This window comes from Pseudomonas sp. PICF6 (assembly GCF_009831705.1).
In the GTDB taxonomy this organism is placed as follows: domain Bacteria; phylum Pseudomonadota; class Gammaproteobacteria; order Pseudomonadales; family Pseudomonadaceae; genus Aquipseudomonas; species Aquipseudomonas rhizophila.
This window is the reverse complement of record NZ_WUUD01000027.1, coordinates 87,817-103,967: the sequence shown is the minus strand read 5'-3', so window position 1 is coordinate 103,967 and position 16,151 is coordinate 87,817. Positions and strand designations below refer to the sequence as shown.

Here is a 16,151-nt window from a genome sequence, read left to right as displayed (position 1 = left end):
TAAATTCCGAAACCCCTATCTGCTGACGCAGGTAGGGGTTTTGTTTTGCCCGCAATAAAATTGCGCCGAGGCTCGGAATAAATTTGCACAGTTATTTTCAAGCCAGCGCACTAGAATAGCCTCCACCTTAGTTGAGCCAGAGCTCTTTATGCCCGATCCGTTTGACGCCCCTCGGTTGTCAGATCTGCCGTTGGATGACTTGGTGGCGTGCCATGAGTGCGACCTGTTGATGCGCAAGCCCCAGCTGGCCCATGGCGAAAAAGCCGAATGCCCTCGCTGTGGGTATGAGCTCTACGCTCACCGACACAATGTGGTCGAACGCAGCCTTGCATTGGTCATTGCCGCTCTGCTGTTGTATGTGCCGGCGAACTTTTTACCCATCATGCAGCTCAATTTGCTCGGCCAATCCTCCCAGGACACCGTTTGGAGTGGTGTGGTCGGCCTGTTCAATACCGGCATGCAAGGTGTATCGGTGGTGGTTTTTCTGTGCAGCATGGGTATTCCGCTGCTTAAACTGCTTTGCCAATTGGCCGTGTTACTGACCATTCGCTGGAATATCGGCCGTAGCTACGGCTTATTGCTCTATCGCATTTATCACCATTTACGCGACTGGGGCATGCTGGAGGTTTACCTCATGGGTGTGCTGGTGGCCATCGTCAAGTTGGCAGACATGGCGGCCATTACCGTGGGGCTTGGTCTGGCGTGTTTTATCAGTTTGTTGCTCGTCCAGGTCTGGCTGGAGGTGGTGATGTCGCCGCATCAGATCTGGCAAGCGTTATCAGGAGAGGACGCTCATGCGGGCGATTGATGCGGGTATTTTGATCTGCACAGAATGCCACGAGCTAAACCGGCAGGAAGCTGACGTCGATACACAAACCTGTACCCGCTGCGGCGCCCTGGTTCATCCTCGTCGCCCAAACAGCTTGATGCGGACCTGGGCGTTATTGGTCACTGCCGCGATTCTCTACATTCCGGCCAACATGCTACCGATCATGACCATCAACTCGTTGGGGCAAGGGGCTCCGAGCACCATCATGGCCGGGGTCATCGAGCTGGTTCAGCACGGGATGATTCCGATTGCCGCCGTGGTGTTCATCGCCAGTATCGTCGTTCCGACTTTCAAGTTGGTAGGCATCGCCTTGCTGCTGTTTTCCGTGCAACGGCACCAGCCCATGTCTGCGCGGCAACGCATCCTTATGTACCGTTTTATCGAGTTCATTGGGCGCTGGTCGATGCTGGATATTTTTGTGATCGCCATATTGGTGGCGGTAGTGAATTTCGGTCGACTCGCCAGTGTCGAAGCCGGTCTTGGTGCAATTGCTTTTGCCAGCGTAGTGATTTTGACAATGATTGCCGCAGTAACCTTCGATCCCCGACTGATTTGGGATAACACGGAGTCGGATGACGACCATGACTGATTTGCCTACCGCTAAAACCCGACCGGCTTCGAACTGGTCCGCAATTTGGGTCTTGCCGCTGATTGCCTTGATTATCGGCGGCTGGCTCGGCTGGCGGGCCTATAACGAAACCGGCATCGAGATCAACGTGCGCTTTGAAAGCGGCGAGGGTATTCAGGTCAACAAGACTGAAGTCGTCTACAAGGGTATGCCGGTTGGCAAAGTGAAGTCCCTCAAGCTCGATGACGAAGGCAGCTCGAAAGGCGTGGTCGCGACCATTGAGATGAACAAGGACGTCGAGCAATACCTCAAGACCGGGACACGCTTCTGGTTGGTCAAGCCGAGCGTGACCCTGGCCGGCATCACCGGCCTGGAAACCCTGGTTTCCGGTAACTACGTGGCTATCAGCCCGGGGGAAGGGGAGCCGATCCGTAAATTCAAGGCCCTGGCCGAAGAGCCGCCGCTCTCGGACGCCAAGCCTGGTTTGCACCTGACCCTCAAGGCCGAGCGCCTGGGCTCGCTGAACCGTGGCAGCCCGGTGTTCTATAAACAGATTCAGGTCGGGCAGGTGAAAAGCTACCTGCTATCGGAGGATCAGAGCACGGTCGAAATCAAAATCTATATCGAACCGACTTATGCCGGCCTGGTGCGTAAACATACGCGTTTCTGGAATGCCAGCGGCATCAGCATCGATGCCAATCTGTCGGGCGTCAAAGTGCGCAGCGAATCCCTGGCGAGCATCGTGGCCGGTGGTATCGCGTTCGCCACGCCGGAGAGTCGCAAAGACAGTCCGCCCACAGACCCGAGCCTGCCGTTTCGTCTTTATGAAGACTTCGACGCTGCCGCTGCCGGCATCCGCGTGAAGGTCAAGCTCAGCGACTTCGAAGGGTTACAGTCCGGTCGTACTCCGGTGATGTACAAAGGCATTCAGGTCGGCAGCCTGAAGAACCTCAAGGTCGATCCGGATCTGTCCAGCGCTACCGCTGAATTGACCCTAGACCCACTGGCCGAAGATTACCTGGTGACCGGCACCCAGTTCTGGGTGGTCAAGCCGTCGATCTCGCTGGCGGGGATTACGGGCCTTGAGGCATTGGTCAAAGGTAACTACATCGCCATACGTCCCGGCGACAAGGGAGGCGCGCCGCAGCGCGAGTTTGAAGCCAGGCCGAAGGCGCCACCTCTGGACTTGCGTTCGCCCGGGCTGCACCTGGTCCTGCTCACTGAAAACCTGGGTTCGCTGGAGGTCGGCAGTCCGATTCTCTACAAACAGGTCAAGGTTGGATCGGTGCAGAGCTACCAGTTCTCCCGCAAGAAAAAGCAGTTGATCATTGGTGTGCACATCGAGAAAGAATACGAAGGTCTGGTCAACGGATCGACCCGGTTCTGGAATGCCAGCGGGATTACGCTCACGGGTGGTTTGACGGGGGGGATCCAGGTCAAGAGCGAATCCTTGCAAAGCCTGATGGCCGGCGGCATTTCTTTCGAGACGCCGGAACCCAATGTGCCGTTGAAAAGGCGCATCCCACGGTTCCGCCTGTATGCAGACCGCGAAGCCGCGCAACAGAAAGGCACAATAGTGACGATCAAGGTCGATCGCGCCGACGGTTTGCGCAGCGGCACGCCGATTCGTTTCAAAGGGCTGGATGTGGGCAAGATCGAAGACGTGGACCTCAGCGCCGACATGCAGTCGATCCTGCTCACCGCACGTATCACCGAAGTGCCGGAGCGTATTGCTCGGGTCGGCTCCCAGTTCTGGGTGGTCAAGCCCGAACTGGGGCTGATGAAGACCTCGAACCTGGAGACGCTGGTGACCGGGCAGTACATCGAAGTACAGCCACCGGTGAAGAACCTGGGGCCGCAGAAAAACTTCGTGGCCCTCGCCAGCCCACCGCAAAACGCCGTCCCTGAAGCCGGTCTGAGCCTGGTGTTGAGCGCCGCTCGCCGTGGTTCGTTGAAGACCGGCGTGCCGGTGACGTATCGCGAGATTACCGTGGGCAAGGTTACTGGCTATGAATTGGGCCAGACGGCGGACCGTGTGCTGGTTCATATCCTGATCGAGCCCAAGTACGCGCCATTGGTGCGCAGCGGCACGCGATTCTGGAATACCAGTGGCTTCGGCATGGACTTCGGGTTGTTCAAAGGCGCGACAGTGCGGACTGAGTCGCTGGAGACGCTGATTCAGGGCGGCATCGCTTTTGCCACTCCGGATGGCGAGCGGATGGGCAACCCGGCGCGACCGGAGCAGACCTTCCCGTTGTTCGATCAGTTTGAAGAGGAGTGGCTGACCTGGGCGCCGAAGATCAAGCTGGGTAAGTGATTGGGGGGCAATCAGTCTGTTCTGACGCCATCGCGAGCAGGCTCGCTCCCACGAAGTGTTATCTGATTGCGACGCTAAACCTGTGGGAGCGAGCCTGCTCGCGACAATCCTAAAAAGCCCAATGAAAAAGGCCGCGATCCATTGGATCGCGGCCTTTTTTGTGTCCGGCTATTTACCTCAAACCGGATCCAGCTCCGGCTCGTCGGCCTGCACGTTCACCGTGGCTTTCACCGCATCGTGACGGCGGATGTACTTCCAGTCCGCCTCGTCGATGTAGATGCCGTTGGGGCCGCTGCCGCCTTCCAGGTCGATGGCGACACTGGCGCAGACTTGCGGCTTCACACTGGCCAGGATCGGCACAAAACCCAGCTGCAAACTGGTTTCCAGCAGCGCGGCCTGGTTTTTCTCGTCGATGTCTGCCGCTTCGTCAAGGTAGTACGGCAGACGTACGCGACCGGCCTGTTCGCGGTCCATCAGGTGCAGCAACAAATACATGTTGGTCAGCGCCTTGATGGTCATCGTGGTGCCGTTGGACGCCGCGCCATCGATATCGGTGTGGATCACGGGCTGGCCGTTGACCTTGGTGATCTCGAAGGCGAGTTCGAACAGGTCCTTGAGGCCGAGCTGATTGTGGTTGGCCGCCACCAGGCGGGCCAGGTATTCCTTGGCCTCTTCGTTCTTGTTGTCCTGCTCGGCGCTCTGGCTGAGGTCGAACACCGACAGGGTCTCGCCTTCCTCGTACTGGCCGGCGCTGTGGATGATCTGGTCGATGTGCTTGAGCGCTTCCTTGTTCGGCGCCAGGACGATCCGGAAGCTCTGCAGGTTGGACACCTGACGCTTGTTGATCTCGCGGTTGAACAGCGCCAGTTGATGCTCGAGGCTGTCGTAGTCGCTGCGGATGTTGCGCAGGGTCCGGGCAATGTCAGTCACCGCCGCACGCCGTGCCTTGCCCAGGGTCAGGGCTTCGTCGGTACGGTGGGCATAGGCGTTGATCAACAGTTGCAGGCGGCGCTCCATGTCGTCTTCGCTGTCGAACTTGGCCACACCCTTGAGGCGCACCTGGGCGTACAGTGCTTCGATCTGGCCATCGACCCGCAACAGACCCTGCCAGCTGTCCTGGTAGTCATTGAGCAATGGCAGCAGGTTGTCCATGGAGTCGTCGACCGGGTCCATGAACGGTGTGCCGAACGGCAGGTCCGCTGGCAACAATTGACGACGGCGCAGGGCGTCGTCGAGGGTACGTTGCTTGGCTTCCATGTCGGCGATCTGCCGGCCCACCAGTTGCAACTTGGCGGACAACTGCTGGACACGTTCGGTGAAGGCATCGCTGGAGCGCTTGAGTTCGTCCTGGGCGGCTTCCATCTGCGCCAGTTGCTCAAGCTTTTCGCCTTCCTCGGCACTCAGGGTCTGGGTGCGGCGGAAGTCTTCCAGGGCTTTCTGCGCATCCAGAACCTGCTGGTACAGCGCCTCGGTCTGGGTCTTGCTCGCGGCGCGGTCGGCGGCCACCGCTTGCTGGGTCTTGAGCTGCTTGAGTTCTTTTTCCAGGCGTTCTTTCTGGTCTCGCAGTGCGGCGCGGTCGGCCAGGGCTTGCAGGGCCGGCGGTTCGATGTGGGACAGGTCGATGGACAGGCCCGGTACTTCGAAACGCTCACCTTTGAAGCCGTCGAGGATCAGCTCCATGGATTTGACCCACTCGCCGTTCTCGTCCAGCGCGATACCGTGCTCGCCCAGCGGCAGGCTGAACAGCGCACTGTTGAACAGGCGCATCAGGCGTTCAACGTCCTGTTGCGAGAATTCTTCCCGCAGGCGGGCGTAGCTGTTGTTATCGGCGTGATCGAGTTGCTGCTTGACCGACTTCAGGCGTTTTTCCAGATCCCGCAGGCGCTCATCCAGGTCTTCGGCGCTGAACTGCCGGGACTGGGCCAGGGCACCGGCCAGTTCGTCGTGGGCATCCTTGGCCGCGAGCAGTTGTTGCTCGAGGACCTTGACGTCATCCACCAGGGCAAAGCGGTTCTTGAGCACCGACAGTTCGCCAATCCAGCGCTGGATGCCGCTGATTTCCCGTTCCAGGCGCATCAACTCCTGAGTGCCGCCGCGCTGGTCGTTCTGCAGCGAATCCTGCTCGTTACGGTAGTGTTCGGCCTGGATGGTCAGCTCTTCCTTGCGCGCACTGGCGTAGTCCGACCAGGTGCCCAGCAGCGAGTCGAGCAACGGTGACAGGCGATGCAGTTTGCCGCGCAGTACATCGCGCTGCTTCACGCCATTGGCCAGGGCCTCCACCAGCGGACCGGCAGCCACCAGGGAGTTGTAGTCCTGTTCCATGCGTCGTACATCACGGAAGGCCTCTTCACACGCGGCGATGTAATCCACGCTACCGGAACGCAGGCTGTGCTCGAACGCGTCGAGGAACAGTTGCTTGAGCTTGGCCGCAGTAATTTCGCGCATGTGCAACAGGTTGATGAACAGCGCGCGGAAGGTCTTGAGGCTTTGCTCGCTGGTGGAGCGCAGCGGGATCAGCGTCAGGTCCAGCGGAATCGAGGTATGACCGCCCACCAGCAGGCGTCGCAGTTCATCAGGCTTGAGTTCGTAGGCTTTGAGGCCTTCGCGCTCCAGGTTGGTGAACAGCTCTTTCTGACGCAGGCAGGTGTCGTCTTTCTGATAATGGGCCAGGTCCAGCTTGCCGGCGTAGGCAAAGAACTGGTGGCCGAAACCGCCGCCGGGGCCGCGCCCGACCACACCTATCACGTGCGGGCCGTGGGGCAGGGCGACTTCCACCAGGATGTAGCTGGTGTCCGAGGCAAAGTAGAACCGCCGGGATTGCTCCAGGCTGTACTTGCCGAAGCTCATGTCCGACATGCGCGCCAGGATCGGGAACTGCAAGGCGTTGATCGACGCGGATTTACCGAGGTTGTTCGCGCCGTACACCGACAGCGGTTCTTCCAGCGGGAACAGGCCCAGGCTGTAGCCTGCGGTGTTCAAAAGGGCAAAGCGGCGGATGCCGTAGCGTTCCTTGCTCATGCGTCGGTCTCCTGTTCTTCGGCAATGGCACGGGCCAGTGCGTCTTCTTCGCTTTCACCTTCGAATTCGCTCAGATCCAGCGGATCATCGGTTTGCAGCAACTTTTCGTCGCTGTCTTCGTCGATCAGTACCGGCGCCGGCAACGGCAGCACGCTGTGCAGGCTGGCGGCCAGGTCGCGGTCCTGCTGGACCGACAGGCAGACGTCGAGGAAACGGTGCATCGGTGGCAGGAAGCGGTAGACACCGTTCTCTTCGCCGGCAAAACCCAGTTGGGTCATGCGGCGCATGATTTTTTCTTCCAGCTCTTCCTGGGTCTGCACTTCGGCCTGAAGGAACAGGTCGCGGTACTTTTCCAGAAGCGAGGGCAGCTCATCGCGGCCCAGGCTACCACCGTCGAGCACGGCAATCGGGTCGCGGCCCTGGTCGGCCAGGTGCTCGACGAGGATGAAGGTGAACAGCGCCAGGCGTTGGGCGGTCTTGTTCACCGCAGCGGCGGCGAGGTCCGGCACGAAGTAGTAGAAACCACGGGTGTCGCACACCAGTTCGAAACCCAGGGCCTTGAACAGCGTGCGGTACTGGTCCTGGAAGTTCGACAGTTGCGCGTACAGCTCCGGGTCGCGGCGGCTGACGTGGTAACCCTTGAACAGCTCGCGAAAAATCGGCGCCAGTTGGGACAGTTCGGATAGATCAAGATGCATGGGGGATGCTCGCAGAATCCTCGGCGGCGGTGTCGCGGGCCGAGAGCAGGGCGAAGGAGCGCAGGCTGACCTGATGCTCGTGAGTGTGGTAGTCGCGGCGTTCCAGACGCTCGCGCTTGAAACGTTTTTCCCGCGACAGACGCGAGAACCAGTACAGCAATTCGTCGGTGGCGCCGTCCGGCTCCTGCTCCAGCAACCAGGTCATCAGGTCCGGCATTGGCAGCGCGTCTTCGCAACGCTCGACCATCTCGCGTACGGTGCGCGGCGCGCGAGGAGCCTCGCCGCCCTTGTGGGTCTTGTGGGACTTGGGGAAGCGCGCCGGTTTCGGTTCGAAACGGGCCAGGGCGTACACGTAGGCTTCGACCTGACTGGCGCTGCCCAGGAAGGTGCTTTGCGGGCGGGTGAACAGCGGCATGGCGGCTTGGGGCACGGCATCGAGGCCTTTGCGCCGAATGGCGGCCAGGGCCAGGGCGGCGCCACGGGTCACCGCGTTGTGACGGCGGGCCTCTTCGCGTAGCGGCAGGAGCAATTCGCGGGCATGGCGCAGGGTCAACTGGGCGCTGGTCTGCATCTCGAGGATGCGCGCGTGGGTGCGCAGCAGCATGTCATCGTCCACCAGGTGGCCGAGGCGCTGCTGTTCGGTGAGCATGCGCAACAGCACATTCTCGACCTTGCGCACGCCTTGCTCGAACGCACCGTCGGCGTTCACCAACTGGATCATCGGTTCGACGTATTCATCCCAGGTCGCCAGTACTTCGGCGTAGCGCTGGCGCAACGGAATCTGCCGGTCGCTGGTCTTGGCCCGTTCGGCCACCGCTACCAGGGCCTGTTCGTCGTTGGCGAGTTTCTTGAGTACGTCGCGCACGCGCATGTCCAGCAGGCGCAACTGGCGGGCCAGGTCGTTGCCGTCGCGAATGTCGAACGCGTCCTGGATGTAGCCGGCCAGGCGCTCGAGGTGGCGCAGGTAGGCTTCGATTTCCAGGCACAGGCCGAGGCGGTGTTCGCGGCGCAGGTAGGCGAGGAAGTCATGGATCTGGGCGTTGAGCTCGAAACGGTTCGGGCTTTTTGCCACCGGTACGAGGATGTCCAGGCGGATCCACACGTCCAGCAGGTTGGTGATGTCCTGGGGCGTGCTGTCCAGTTGTTGGGCGGCCAATTGTGAACGCAATTCGTTGAGGCTCAGGGTGCCCTGGTCGAAGTGCTCGCACAAAGGTTCCAGCAATGCCCAGTGTTCAGCGAGGGCGCGCAAGACGCGCTTGGGTTCGATCATCGCAATGGCCGTCGGGTTGGCAATTAAAAGGGGCGATTGTACTGCATCAGGCCGGTTGCGATTCACCCCTGAGACGGACTGTCGGTTGAATCGCTCAACTATTGATTCAACAGGGAAGCGATCTCTCTCGAAGGGCGGTAGAATCCCTTCCACTTTCAGTTATCCACAAGTGGCCGACCCTTGCTTATCGAGTCCCGCCGCCGCGCCTATCTGACCGCCATGCAGGTGGTCAACTGGCTGCCGCGTACCGAATTGCCGTTTGCCGCCCCGTCGCGGCCCGAGCTGCTGGAAACGCCCGAGCCGCTGGATATCGAGCCGGTCGTGAGCGCGCCCGTGGCCAGGACGGTTGCCGAGCCGGTGGCGCCTGTGGTCGAACGGCCGAAGATCGAGGTTCCGCGCCCGAGCCTGGCTTCGACCCGCACCAACGCCAAACCGGTAGAGGCCGCCGATGAGACCCCGGCCCCGGTCAAGACCCCTTACGTCGCACCGCCGCGTTTCGCGCTGCAACTGCTACGGGCAGGACGTTGCCTGCTACTGGTGGAACTGCCCACGGGCGAACCGTTTCAAAGCCGCGATCCGGCGTATCTGCTGCTCAAGGACATGCTGCGCGCCGCCGGTCTGCCGGACAGCCCACAGATCATTGGCGAGCCGGTGCGCTGGCCGTTGTTGTCTCGCGGGACCATGGACCAGGGACCAGAAGCGGCGCGGGATTTTGTCCAGGGTTTTGTCTCGGCGCGTCTTGAGGATGAGCCCTGCGTGTGCCTGTGGCTGATAGGCCTGCCGGCGGTGAAATTTGCTGGTGAGGTGGATGCTGAAGCGTTCAATCGCGAACTGCAGGTCGAAGGCCTGGGCTCGGCCTGGGCGTTGCCCGGCCTGGAATTGTTAATGGAAACGCCACAGCGCAAGGCTGATGTCTGGCAAGCCATGCGCCGGCTGATGGCGCGTTGGAAAGAATCGAATGAGTGACGCTGTATCGTTCCGCCCGATGACCGAGGCGGACCTCGACGCTGTGCTGAAAATCGAATATGCGGCCTACAGCCACCCCTGGACCCGAGGGATCTTTCTCGACGGGCTGGGCAAGTACCAGATCTGGCTGATGTTCGAAGGCCAGCAGCAAGTGGGCCACGGCGTGGTGCAGATCATCCTGGATGAAGCGCACCTGCTCAACATCACCGTCAAACCGGAAAACCAGGGGCGCGGCTTGGGTTTGCGGCTGCTGGAGCATCTTATGTCCATTGCCTACAAGGCCGAGGCTCGGGAGTGCTTCCTGGAAGTGCGTGACAGCAACCGCACAGCGTTCCGGCTGTATGAGCGCTATGGCTTCAATGAAGTCGGCCGTCGCCGCGATTACTACCCTGCGGTGGGCGGACGCGAAGATGCGGTGGTCATGGCGTGCACCTTGGTGGACTGAACTTGCCACATCGAGGTTAACCGCAACGCCGTCATCGCGAGCAAGCTCGCTCCCACAGGGTTTTGTGTTCGAGCGCAAATTTGATGCACACCGCCAAGCTCCCTGTGGGAGCGAGCTTGCTCGCGATGACGGCGGCACATTCAACCCCAGTGCAAACTGATCCACCGCTATCGCGAGCAGGCTCGCTCCCACATTGGATCTGCATCGCTCAAGACATTGGGTTATGACGCAGAACCTGTGGGAGCGAGCCTGCTCGCGATGGCGTCAGCTCTATCGACACTTACCGCTTGCCATCCAACGGATCGATATCGGCCATTTCCGCTTCGTCGAGCCCGTCACCCCCGCCAATGTCATTTTCATCCACTACGCTCAGGTCCCAGTCCGCCCGTTTGTCGTCGCCGGCTTCATGGGCGTCCCGGGCACCGTCTTCGCGGATCAGTGTTTCCGGGCTCATGTCGTCGTCGGTGGGTTCGTGATCATCCGTTGAAGCCCCTGTCAGCCCGGCTTCACGCACGCGTTCACGCGGCATCAACTGTTCGCGTTCATTTTCCGGCAGTTCGTCGCCGATTTTCGCGCTGGGCTCTTGTTCGTCGAATTCCAGTTCATGCATCGAGCCCATGCGGTCTTCGTTATCGTCGATGGGTTCCGGCTGGACCGCGTCGAAAGGACGTCGTGAATCATTCATGGCAATTCCTCATACTGTGGGGCTTACTGGGTGGACCCACAGCCGTGGCGAGAATTCCAACGGCATTCTGGACGTGACCTCGACGGGCGGTCGTCTGTCAAAGTTGCGCACTATTCTCGAGGGCTAGATAGCATGAACGAATTACAAGATCTGATTGATAACAACGCGCGCTGGGCCGATGCGATCAAGCAGGAAGATCCTGATTTCTTTTCCAAGCTGGCCCGTCAGCAAACCCCTGAGTATCTGTGGATCGGCTGTTCCGATGCGCGGGTGCCGGCCAACGAGATCGTCGGCATGCTGCCCGGCGATCTGTTTGTGCACCGTAACGTGGCCAACGTGGTGCTGCACACCGACCTCAACTGCCTGTCGGTGATCCAGTACGCGGTGGACGTGCTCAAGGTCAAACATATCCTGGTCACCGGGCATTACGGCTGTGGCGGCGTGCGTGCCTCGATGCAGGATCGTCAACTGGGTCTGATCGACGGCTGGCTGCGTTCGATTCGCGACCTGTACTACGAGCATCGCGAAACGTTGGCCCAATTGCCGACCGAAGAAGAGCGCGTGGATCGCTTGTGCGAGCTCAATGTGATCCAGCAGGTGGCCAATGTCGGCCACACCAGCATTGTGCAGAACGCTTGGCATCGCGGGCAGAAACTGTCGATTCACGGCTGTATCTACGGGATCAAGGACGGCCGCTGGAAAAGCCTGGACACGACGATCAGCGGTTTCGAGCAGTTGCCGCCGCAGTATCGGCTACGTCCGGTCGGCGCGCCCTGATTCGGCTCATTCAGTCGCGATGACAGCGGCGACGCCAGTGCCGCAGAAATTTCATCCCTCGCTCGTTGGGCGGTTCGTCATAGCCTGTGATCCAGCCATGACAGTTGGACGAACCGCACCGGCAGGCGAACTGTCGATACAATTTCTGCTCGGTACTGGCGTAATCCATCGTCAGGCAGTCACCTTCCTCGATGATGGTCAACGCCCATAACCACAGTTCGCTCATGTCCAGGAAAACGTTCGGGCTGCAGGAGTGCTGCAGCAATCCGGCGAAGCGCGGGTCATACATGTGGATGTCCGGCAGGATCTGCAGTGTATGCAGGCGTCGTCGGCTGACGATCAGTCCCGATACCCTGCACATCCTTTCCAACGGCGCAAACCGCTTGCGGGCGACGATGCCATTGCCGCGGCCGTTAGTCGTCTGGCGCACTTCGAAATCGCGCCTGGATGGATAACCCATGCGCGTGCTGAGTTGTTTCTCGGGGTAGATGCCGTCCCCGTTCGGTGAGGATGCGCTGTCTGCAAGGAAGGTGGTCATGACGGTCCCTGTCGCGTAGGACGCTCGGCCTTCTGGCGCTGGCGATCCTGCCAGCGATCATTGAAACCTGCCTAGCTTCGCGCAACCTTGAAACGACATCTACTGTCGACTCTGACAGGAGCCAAAGGCGCTTTCCCGCGTGAGCCCAGGCTTACGCAGGAAAGTCCTTGGGGTTTACACCGCGTCAGGCAGCGCTGGCATGGGGACTTTCAATTGTGGAAGTTGTGATTTGATTGCCGGCTCCGCGCATTTTTTCGCCGCTTCGTCCGCAGACAGCTTGCGGATCGAGGTATAGAACAGCTCACAGGTTTCTTCCTTTTGCGTGACCTGCCAGGTCTGTGTGCATTGATTCAATTGCGCACTCGGATCGGTGCCCGGTTTGCTGCCCATGCCGGCTTGCCAGCATGCAGCGCTGAGGTCCTGCCCCATGACTTTCAAACCTGCCGCATCCGCCTTGGCCTGATCACCGTTGTAGCTGTCAGGGTCGGCGGCATACCAGATGTAGCTCGGGTGGTTGGAGCCCAGGACCGGAACCTTGACACCCGCAGTCGGCGTAATGGTCGCCAGACCCAGCACGTCCACGGTCTGGCCGTACTGTGTCTTGATCCAGTTCCGCACGGGAGCACCGAAGGCCACCATCGGCAGGGCGTCGCCGCTGGCGTTCTGGCTGACTTGCTTGACCATGGTGGTCTGGTAGTCATTGAAATAGTCGTAGACCCCGCCCAGCGCCTGGCCGGCATTGGATGGCGCCGCAATCGGTGCGATGTCGACAATGGTCTGGAAGGCCGGGGTCTGTTCGGCGGCGATGCCGTTGGCGGTCAGCAGCGTGGCCCAGCGATCGGTGGTGGCCGATTCCAGGTAGTCCTGCGCCTGGGTCAGGGAGTAATCCGGCGGGAAGTGCAGCAACTCAATGCTCTTGCGGTTCTCCAGGGCCATGCCCAGCGGCAGGAACAGGTACCAGTCGTAGGCCCATTTGTTATCGCTGTTGAGTTTGGTGGCGCCCTTGTATGCCAGGTCACCGGCATCCAGCAGCGCAGTCAACGGTTTGCCGTAGTCTTGCGGCACGCCGCTAATACTGGCGTAGACCTTATCGTTGTCGCTTTTGACGCTGACCTTGGCCGCGCTGTAGCCGTCACGCTGCACGCTTTGGGTCAGGTAATGCTCAACGGTCTGCTCCAGCGTCCAGTTGCGAAAACAAATGACGTTGCAGTTGTTGGGGTAGGCGAAGAGACGGGTGACGCGTTCGGTACTGCCCAACTGAACATCGATGTCGGCATGGGCGGCGGCACTGAAGGCCAGGGTAGCAAGAGAAAGTACGGCGAGTTTGGACATGCTCAGATCCTTTTCAGCGTGTGGACCCCTCGAACAGGGTGTAGCCATACTGAAACAGACCGGAGCGAAGAAAAAGTGGGCCGACGAAAATATCGGCCCTTTTTTATGGCTTTATGGCATCACGGGCGGCAGATAAGACAATGTCGTCCCCAGCGCCCACAGCAGCACCAGCACTAATGGCGTGTGAACCAGTAATTGCACGAAGGAGAAACCGATCAGGTCCCGGGCCTTGAGCCCCAACACTCCCAGCAGCGGCAGCATGTAGAACGGATTGATCAGGTTTGGCAGCGCTTCGGCGGCGTTATAGATCTGCACCGCCCACCCCAGGTGATAGTTCAGATCATTGGCCACCTGCATGACATAGGGGGCTTCGATGATCCATTTGCCGCCTCCCGAAGGAATGAAAAAGCCCAGCACCGCCGAGTAGGCGCCCATCAACACGGCGTAGGTATCGTGGGATGCGATCTGTACGAAAAAGGTGGATATGTGATGGGCGAGCGTCTGGGCGTCGCTACCCTTGACCGTGGTCAGCAGCGCGGCAATCGAGCCGTACAGCGGGAACTGGATCAGCACGCCGGTGGTGGTCGGCACCGCGCGCGCCACGGCATCGAGAAAGCTGCGCGGCCGCCAGTGCAGCAACGCGCCAAGCATCAGGAACAGGAAGTTATAGGTGTTGAGCCCGGAGATGGCGCTTATCGCAGGTTTGGTCGAGAACTCGTGGAACAGCCAGCCGGCGGCCAGTAGCGCCAGGGCAATGGTCAGCAGCGGGCTATGTTCCAGCCATTCTCCCGGGCGGGTGCGAGGCTGCAATGCCGGCATGCTGAAGCTGGGATCAATCCCGCAGGCGGCGGCGTCACGGGCACTGTTCGGGCCGGGAGCGGTGGCATAGGCCACGATCAGCGAGATCACGATCAACGCCAGCAACATCACTCCCGATTGCCAGAGAAAAATGGTCTGGGTGAACGGAATGACCCCGGTGATCGACAGGATCGACGGTGGCAGGCTGGCCGGGTTGGCCTGCAATTGCGCCGCCGACGAAGACAAACCCAGTGCCCAAACCGCGCCCAGGCCCAGGTAAGCGGCGGCGCCCGCGGCGCGATAGTCCATTTTCAGATCGGTGCGACGGGCCAGGGCACGTACCAATAAACCGCCAAATACCAGGGAAAGCCCCCAGTTGAGCAGCGACGCGACCATGGAGATCAATGCGACCCAGGCCACCGCGGAGCGACCGTTTTTCGGGATGCGTGCCAGGCGATCGATCAGTTTGACGGCGGGCGGCGAGCTGGCGACCACGTAACCGCCGATCACCACGAAGGCCATCTGCATGGTGAACGGTATCAGGCTCCAGAAGCCATCGCCGAACGCCATGGCGGCGGCCGTGGGTTTGGCGCCGATGAACAGTGTCGCCACCGCGACTACCAATACTGCCAGGGCGGCAAATACCCAGGAGTCAGGGAACCAGCGCTCGGCAAAACTGGAACAGCGCAAGGCGAAGCGGGCGGAACGGCTGTCTTGTATGTCGGTGGTCACGGCAATTACCTCGATTTTTATGGTTATGGGTATTGGGTGCGGCAGGGTCTTGGCGTCAGGCGCCAACACTGGAACATTCCAGTGACCATGGGAGGCTAATCGGGGTTCGCGAGCGCGCAGGATTATTTTCAGAAGCGGCCCGGGGCGCTCTTTAGAAAAAAATCGGCGAGCCGATGGCAAGAGAACAGGCCACCTAACTCTCCTGCTCTCGGAGCATGCCATGTTCAATAAACGCTTGAAGCAGGAGCTTTCGGCTCTTCGCCAGGAACTGTCCAGCCTTGTGCAGGTGAAGGAGAGTTTGGACCGCGAGATGCTGGCCCTCACTCTGGATGCCGAAGGGCGGGTGCAGACGGTCAATCAGAATTTTCTCGACGAAATGCACTACAAGACCCAGGACCTCATCGGCCGGTCTGTCGAAGAGCTGGTGCCGGCTTACCTGAAATCCAATGAGTTCCAGTTGCGTTTCAAGACGGCGCTGACTAGAGGCGAGCATTTCTCCGGCGCCGTACGGCTGCTCCGGGGCAACGGTAAGGAAGCCTGGTTGCGTTCGATTCTCCAACCGGTTCGGGCGGCTGATGGCCGAATCCGCTATTTCTCGATGTATTCCAGCGACCTGACCCGTACCATCGAGGCGTCGCGTGAACATGAAAACCTCATTGGTGCGCTGGTGCGTTCAACGGCGGTGATCGAATTCGACCTGGGCGGTCACGTACTGACAGCCAATGATCGCTTCCTCAATGCCATGGGTTACAGCCTGGCGCAGATCAAGGGCAAGCATCACCGCATGTTTTGCGAACCGGAGGAGTACAACAGCGCCACCTACCAGCAGTTCTGGCAGCGTCTCAATAGCGGCGAGTTCGTCGCCGGTCGCTTCAAACGCTTGGACAGCAACGGCCGTGAAGTCTGGCTGGAAGCCTCTTACAACCCGGTGCTTGATGCCAACGAGCGATTGTACAAAGTGGTCAAGTTCGCCACGAACATCACTGATCAGGTCAACCAGGAAAAAGCTGTCTCCGAGGCGGCCGGCATTGCCTACAGCACCTCGTTGCAAACCGACAGCAGCGCCCAGCGCGGCACCACCGTGGTGACCCAGGCCGTGGGCGTGATGCGTGACCTGGCCCGGCACATGCAAACCGCCGGCGAAGGCATCGAGGCCCTGAATGAGCAATCCCTGGTGA

14 protein-coding genes are annotated in these 16,151 nt (G+C 60.2%); 7 read left to right on the top strand and 7 right to left on the bottom strand.

Annotated elements, in window-relative coordinates; translation table 11 throughout:
• The first annotated feature begins 148 nt into the window (after positions 1-148).
• The 3 genes from GSM73_RS19320 to GSM73_RS19310 are packed head-to-tail and all read left to right on the top strand — an operon-like array spanning position 149 to position 3,714.
• Positions 149-808, top strand: a complete 660-nt coding sequence (locus GSM73_RS19320; RefSeq protein ID WP_047229370.1) for a paraquat-inducible protein A — start codon at positions 149-151, stop codon at positions 806-808.
• Positions 795-1,418, top strand: coding sequence for a paraquat-inducible protein A (locus GSM73_RS19315; protein WP_047229371.1), 624 nt, complete (start codon positions 795-797; stop codon positions 1,416-1,418). The genes GSM73_RS19320 and GSM73_RS19315 overlap by 14 nt, the downstream gene beginning before the upstream one ends.
• Positions 1,411-3,714 (top strand): PqiB family protein, encoded by a 2,304-nt coding sequence (locus tag GSM73_RS19310; RefSeq protein WP_160893576.1) that lies wholly within the window; start codon positions 1,411-1,413, stop codon positions 3,712-3,714. Before GSM73_RS19315 ends, GSM73_RS19310 begins: the two co-directional genes overlap by 8 nt.
• Positions 3,715-3,891: 177 nt before the next feature.
• On the opposite strand, the gene mksF is transcribed toward GSM73_RS19310, so the two are convergent.
• Genes mksF through mksB form a run of 3 tightly spaced genes read right to left on the bottom strand, consistent with a single transcriptional unit; the run spans position 3,892 to position 8,700 of the window.
• Positions 3,892-6,732: an Mks condensin complex protein MksF gene (gene mksF, locus GSM73_RS19305; protein WP_047229372.1), complete on the bottom strand. Its 2,841-nt coding sequence runs from the start codon at positions 6,730-6,732 to the stop codon at positions 3,892-3,894.
• A complete protein-coding gene (mksE, locus tag GSM73_RS19300) occupies positions 6,729-7,430 on the bottom strand; it encodes an Mks condensin complex protein MksE (protein ID WP_047229373.1) in 702 nt (233 codons plus the stop codon). The genes mksF and mksE overlap by 4 nt, the downstream gene beginning before the upstream one ends.
• Complete coding sequence (gene mksB, locus GSM73_RS19295) at positions 7,420-8,700, bottom strand: Mks condensin complex protein MksB (protein ID WP_047229374.1); 1,281 nt, start codon at positions 8,698-8,700, stop codon at positions 7,420-7,422. Before mksB ends, mksE begins: the two co-directional genes overlap by 11 nt.
• A 180-nt stretch (positions 8,701-8,880) precedes the next feature.
• Between mksB and GSM73_RS19290 the strand changes: the two genes are divergently transcribed.
• Together GSM73_RS19290 and rimI are read left to right on the top strand one after the other, a co-directional pair.
• Positions 8,881-9,666 carry an energy transducer TonB gene (locus tag GSM73_RS19290; protein ID WP_076386332.1) on the top strand — a complete coding sequence of 262 codons (786 nt, stop codon included), beginning with the start codon at positions 8,881-8,883 and terminating at the stop codon, positions 9,664-9,666.
• Positions 9,659-10,111: a ribosomal protein S18-alanine N-acetyltransferase gene (gene rimI / locus GSM73_RS19285; protein WP_047229376.1), complete on the top strand. Its 453-nt coding sequence runs from the start codon at positions 9,659-9,661 to the stop codon at positions 10,109-10,111. Before GSM73_RS19290 ends, rimI begins: the two co-directional genes overlap by 8 nt.
• Positions 10,112-10,391: 280 nt before the next feature.
• Here rimI and GSM73_RS19280 read toward each other — a convergent pair whose 3' ends face one another.
• Positions 10,392-10,796: a serine kinase/phosphatase gene (locus GSM73_RS19280; RefSeq protein ID WP_076386330.1), complete on the bottom strand. Its 405-nt coding sequence runs from the start codon at positions 10,794-10,796 to the stop codon at positions 10,392-10,394.
• Between the two features lie 132 nt (positions 10,797-10,928).
• Here GSM73_RS19280 and can point away from each other — a divergent pair, with 132 nt between their 5' ends.
• Entirely contained in the window at positions 10,929-11,573 is a 645-nt protein-coding gene (can, locus tag GSM73_RS19275) for a carbonate dehydratase (protein WP_047229378.1), read from the top strand.
• A 10-nt stretch (positions 11,574-11,583) separates the two neighbouring features.
• Here can and GSM73_RS19270 read toward each other — a convergent pair whose 3' ends face one another.
• From GSM73_RS19270 to GSM73_RS19260, 3 genes are all read right to left on the bottom strand, one after another.
• Complete coding sequence (locus GSM73_RS19270) at positions 11,584-12,111, bottom strand: lysine methyltransferase (RefSeq protein WP_160893574.1); 528 nt, start codon at positions 12,109-12,111, stop codon at positions 11,584-11,586.
• Between the two features lie 174 nt (positions 12,112-12,285).
• Entirely contained in the window at positions 12,286-13,443 is a 1,158-nt protein-coding gene (locus tag GSM73_RS19265; RefSeq protein ID WP_047229380.1) for a hypothetical protein, read from the bottom strand.
• A gap of 111 nt (positions 13,444-13,554) precedes the next feature.
• Positions 13,555-14,973: a short-chain fatty acid transporter gene (locus GSM73_RS19260; protein ID WP_076386741.1), complete on the bottom strand. Its 1,419-nt coding sequence runs from the start codon at positions 14,971-14,973 to the stop codon at positions 13,555-13,557.
• Positions 14,974-15,193: 220 nt separating this feature from the next.
• Here GSM73_RS19260 and GSM73_RS19255 point away from each other — a divergent pair.
• On the top strand, positions 15,194-16,151 hold a 958-nt coding region (locus GSM73_RS19255; RefSeq protein WP_256676982.1), incomplete at its 3' end, for a PAS domain S-box protein.

Coding starts and splice junctions, on each gene's coding strand:
- GSM73_RS19320 (WP_047229370.1), top strand. CDS start 149: ATGCCCGATCCGTTTGACGCCCCTCGGTTGTCAGATCTGCCGTTGGAT.
- GSM73_RS19315 (WP_047229371.1), top strand. CDS start 795: ATGCGGGCGATTGATGCGGGTATTTTGATCTGCACAGAATGCCACGAG.
- GSM73_RS19310 (WP_160893576.1), top strand. CDS start 1,411: ATGACTGATTTGCCTACCGCTAAAACCCGACCGGCTTCGAACTGGTCC.
- mksF (WP_047229372.1), bottom strand. CDS start 6,732: ATGAGCAAGGAACGCTACGGCATCCGCCGCTTTGCCCTTTTGAACACC.
- mksE (WP_047229373.1), bottom strand. CDS start 7,430: ATGCATCTTGATCTATCCGAACTGTCCCAACTGGCGCCGATTTTTCGC.
- mksB (WP_047229374.1), bottom strand. CDS start 8,700: ATGATCGAACCCAAGCGCGTCTTGCGCGCCCTCGCTGAACACTGGGCA.
- rimI (WP_047229376.1), top strand. CDS start 9,659: ATGAGTGACGCTGTATCGTTCCGCCCGATGACCGAGGCGGACCTCGAC.
- GSM73_RS19280 (WP_076386330.1), bottom strand. CDS start 10,796: ATGAATGATTCACGACGTCCTTTCGACGCGGTCCAGCCGGAACCCATC.
- can (WP_047229378.1), top strand. CDS start 10,929: ATGAACGAATTACAAGATCTGATTGATAACAACGCGCGCTGGGCCGAT.
- GSM73_RS19270 (WP_160893574.1), bottom strand. CDS start 12,111: ATGACCACCTTCCTTGCAGACAGCGCATCCTCACCGAACGGGGACGGC.
- GSM73_RS19265 (WP_047229380.1), bottom strand. CDS start 13,443: ATGTCCAAACTCGCCGTACTTTCTCTTGCTACCCTGGCCTTCAGTGCC.